Annotated in this window: 3 protein-coding genes; 1 reads left to right on the top strand and 2 read right to left on the bottom strand. The window is 35.0% G+C overall.

Annotated features, from left to right (window positions below):
- Positions 1-463: 463 nt before the first annotated feature.
- Positions 464-1,711, top strand: a complete 1,248-nt coding sequence (locus tag AMS59_RS12900) for a nucleoside permease (RefSeq protein ID WP_053484127.1) — start codon at positions 464-466, stop codon at positions 1,709-1,711.
- Positions 1,712-1,854: 143 nt separating this feature from the next.
- Here the strand turns inward: AMS59_RS12900 and AMS59_RS12895 are convergent, their stop codons facing one another.
- Both AMS59_RS12895 and AMS59_RS12890 read right to left on the bottom strand, forming a co-directional pair.
- Positions 1,855-2,316 carry a VOC family protein gene (locus AMS59_RS12895; RefSeq protein WP_053484126.1) on the bottom strand — a complete coding sequence of 154 codons (462 nt, stop codon included), beginning with the start codon at positions 2,314-2,316 and terminating at the stop codon, positions 1,855-1,857.
- Positions 2,317-2,651: 335 nt separating this feature from the next.
- Entirely contained in the window at positions 2,652-4,139 is a 1,488-nt protein-coding gene (locus AMS59_RS12890; protein WP_053484125.1) for a methyl-accepting chemotaxis protein, read from the bottom strand.
- Positions 4,140-4,302 lie beyond the last annotated feature (163 nt).

The following is a 4,302-nucleotide window of genomic DNA, read 5'->3' as shown; positions in this document are numbered from 1 at the left end:
ATATTGGCAAAGTGGTAACGAAAAAATCCTTTTATCGCTCAATAATAAACTTATTTTTTCCTAATCAACACGCCTGGGACATGTTAAAAGTATGCTTATGTTTTGATTAATACCGGGGCATAAAAGAATAGTTAACTTCAAAAGATGTTATTCCACTACTTTTCCACTCAATATTTCCTTCTATGTAGCCAAAACCCAAATTTCACCATAGCAACAATCCAATTAAAATCCGCATGAATCTGACAGTAAGAGCAAATGCTTTAGTTATGTCAACAGTTCCAGAATCCAAAGTAGAAATTAATGGAAGAAGGTGCTTTCTATTTCCTCAGTAAGACAAAAAAATTTAGTTGCACGATTAATGCATAATGAACTCATTAAAACAGACATTATAAGATAGCACCCTTGTTCATTTATTTTTATTAAAAATGCAAAAAAACTCCATCACCTTCTATAGGAGGAAAAAATGAATATTAAATTACGGCTTAAAATAATGATTTTTCTACAGTTTTTTATTTGGGGATCTTGGCTTGTTACGTTTGGTTCTTATATGATCAATACATTGAATTTTACTGGCGCGCAAGTTGGAATCGTCTATAGTTCTAACGGTCTTGCGGCCATTATTATGCCAAGTCTGATTGGTATTATTGCGGACCGTTGGGTAAAAGCAAATGTGTTATACGGAATACTACATTTCCTCGGTGCAATTACCCTATTTACCGCTGCTGAAATTTCAGATCCTACAATGATGTTTTGGGTAATACTCTTTAACTCAATAGTTTATATGCCAACACTTGCTTTATCGAATACAATTTCTTATTATTACCTGGAAAACAAAGGCTTTGATGTTGTCAAGGATTTTCCACCAATTCGTGTCTATGGGACAATTGGTTTTATTCTTGCAATGTGGATTATTAGCCTTGCCAAAATTGAATTAAGTAATATTCAGCTATTTATAGCTAGTGGTTCTTCGTTGCTTCTTGCACTATACACAATTTCTCTTCCTGCCTGTCCAACTTCTAATGCAATTAAGGACAAGTCTTTGGTAAGCCTTTTGGGACTAGACGCTTTTGTTCTGTTTAAAGATAAAAAAATGGCTCTGTTTTTAATTTTTGCAATGCTATTAGGTGTTGCACTTCAAATTACAAACACATTCGGAGATCCATTTTTACACGACTTTGCATTGAACCCTGATTATAAAAATAGCTTTGCGGTAAAATATCCAGCTATTTTATTATCCGTGTCACAAATTTCAGAGGTATTCTTTATTCTGACCATACCATTTTTTTTACGTAAGTATGGCATTAAAAAAGTAATACTAATTAGTATGGTTGGATGGACATTACGTTTTGTTTTCTTTGGATACGGAAGCCCGATTGGCGGAGGATTTTTACTATTGTTGTTATCAATGATTGTTTACGGTTGTGCCTTCGATTTCTTTAATATTTCGGGAGCCATTTTTGTGGAAAAAGAAGTCGACCACCGCATTCGCGGCAGTGCTCAAGGATTATTTAGTACAATGGTCAATGGCATTGGCGCCTATTTAGGAGCTGTCATTAGTGGAAAAGTAGTTGATTATTTTACAGTTGACGGAGTAAGAAATTGGCAATATATTTGGTTGTCATTTGGCGTATATACCCTCATTTTGGCAATTATTTTTGCATTAGTTTTTAAATACAATCATGACAGCAGTGCAATGAAAGATGTAACTTGAAGCTCATTAAAATCTACTCATGCTTTTAATGTAAAATGCAAGTATCCAATGGCTAATGTGGTGGTTACCCTCCCCACATTGAAAAGGAAAGAGCCTTACCGTTTTTTTCGGAAGGCTCTTTTACTGTAGTAGAAATTATTCGGTTAAATGGATTGACGCATTCGCCACTCCTCGAAAGACATCATTGTTAAATCTTCATCGACATCCAGTCTCAATGGTGTAATTAATTCTAATGAATTACCATCTGGGTCTGAAAAGTAGATTGCAGCATGCGCATGAGGATTGTTTGGCAGTACTAATGGTTGATGTTCGGGTGTAAAACCAAATTCTGTTCTAACTTCAATGCCGAGTGAAGATAACCACTCTTTTACATGCTCAAGATCTTCTTCGTCAATTTTAAACGCCAAATGTCGGATAGATGGATGGTATTTTAAATGAACACTATCACTTTCCCATAAACCTAACCAGCTTTCTCCTTTAACAATCCAAAAAAAAGCAACTTGTCCTTTTTGATAGGCGAGTTCTAACCCTAATTTTTTATAAAATATTATCGAGTTTTGTAAATTACTAACTGGTAAATGTGCTTCATATAAACCTTTAATCATTTCAATACTCCCCTTATTTGATCATTGTTTATAGCTCATCACCATAACGTGTGGTTGATTTCCGTTCCGACTGGGCGCTTTCCTGGGGGCGTCCAGTCGGAACGGAAATCAACTTATAAAAATGCGATACGTTTTAACATATGTCATCCATAAATTTTGGTAAAGAGCCTTATTTATGAAATAATATATTAAAAACACAAACCTTTTACATCAATCTTTAGTCTGAAATATCAATAATTTCCAAATAAAATTAATTTCATCATAGCTCCCGCTCCAATTTACTTTAACATTTCTCTAGATTGATTACTGCGTGAACATATTAGGCTTCTCGTTTATTAAAAAGATTCCCTTTCCTTTTTCATAACAAGTGACTTTAATGTATGGCTTAATTCCTGAATTCGACTAGTTGTGTTCGTCATCATTTTTAGCATATTATTTTCGTCCTCCACTGAGTGCACAATCTCGCCTGTAGAAGTTGCATTTTGCTCGGTCATGTCATTTAGTTTTTCAATCTGTACTTGGATAGTTTCAAACTGCGAAATGGCGTTGCTTAACTCATTCATCCCTCTAGTTAAATCTACATTGGCCTTCGAAAATGAATCTTTTAAGACATTGAAGAAGTTGCTCACGTCTTGTAAAAGCATTTCCCCCTTTTGCAACGCTTTTTCACCGTCATCAGAGCGTTGATATGCTTCTGTTGATTTTTCGAACAAAGTTCTCGTTACATTCGTAATGCTCACCGTAATGGCGGCACTTTCTTCTGCTAATTTCCGCACTTCATCTGCGACGATGGCAAATCCTTTACCATGTTCCCCTGCTCTTGCCGCTTCAATTGCAGCATTAAGAGCAAGTAAATTCGTCTGTTCTGCAATATGCTGTATGCCCTTTAACAAGCTATCTACAGTTTTCAAGCTAGTCTGTAGCTCATTCACAGTTTCGGCTGTAGAACTCATCGCTTGATTCATCACGCCCATCTGCACCATCGCATCCTGCATTTTCTCCCAACCTACTAAAATTTCCTGCTGCAGATCAGTAGATTTAGATACAGTATTCTTTGAAATTGCGAATGTTTCGCTAACAAAATGCACAGATTCCTTCATCGTGCCATGAATCATTTGTAGACTAGATGACTCCTGCTGAATACTTGCGGAAATATCCTCAGTAGCTAAAAGAATTTGTTTACTTGTTCCAGTTATACTCTGCATCGTTTGTTGGAATTGTGTAACGTGCTCATCCAATGCTCGACTACTTTTATCAATTTCCTGAAACGTATTCTCAAGCTGATTTAATGACGTTTCCACTTCGCTTTGCTGAATTGCTGCATGTTCAATTAGTTCATTGCCCCATTTTGCGATTAAATACAATGCAATGATAACACCATTCATCATCGTAAGAAGCGTAATGAAAACGATCATATCATCAGATGGCCCTAATAATGATTCAGACTTAGCAATATAAAGAATCAGAAAACTGATGTTTGTTAGCACGCCAAAAAATACTAATAATTCTTTCTTAAAATAAAGAGCGACAATGGCCACCGAACAAAGTAAAATATAATGTTTAGTTAATGAAAAGCTATCGACTATAAATAACGTAAAGACAACACTCGAAGGAATCATTCCAAAAATAAAGCCTTTAACGTATGTATTAATTGGTAAAAAATAATTACAAACTGCTAATGCCATAGCGCCAAGTCCAACAAATAAGAACATAATGCCCTTTGAAAATATCATCGGTCCACAAATTAGCACTGCCAAAATTGAAATGATAGATAAATTAACACGATGAACTTTTCTTGTGTCGTAGCGAATCCTTTTCTCCATAAGTATATCCCCCTAAAAAATGAATAGACATTCAGTATATTTTTCTATTATTATAAAGTATAACTACTACTTTTTGTAGCTAAAAATGGCTCATCACCATAACTTGGGGTTGACCATAAAAAATTCAATAAATTTCCATTGAAGTATAGAAAAAAAGTGAAAA

Source organism: Lysinibacillus sp. FJAT-14745 (assembly GCF_001275675.1).
GTDB lineage: Bacteria > Bacillota > Bacilli > Bacillales_A > Planococcaceae > Lysinibacillus.
The sequence above is the reverse complement of the archived record's forward strand: the minus strand, read 5'-3'. Positions and strand labels throughout refer to the sequence as shown.

Coding starts and splice junctions, on each gene's coding strand:
- AMS59_RS12900 (WP_053484127.1), top strand. CDS start 464: ATGAATATTAAATTACGGCTTAAAATAATGATTTTTCTACAGTTTTTT.
- AMS59_RS12890 (WP_053484125.1), bottom strand. CDS start 4,139: ATGGAGAAAAGGATTCGCTACGACACAAGAAAAGTTCATCGTGTTAAT.
- AMS59_RS12895 (WP_053484126.1), bottom strand. CDS start 2,316: ATGATTAAAGGTTTATATGAAGCACATTTACCAGTTAGTAATTTACAA.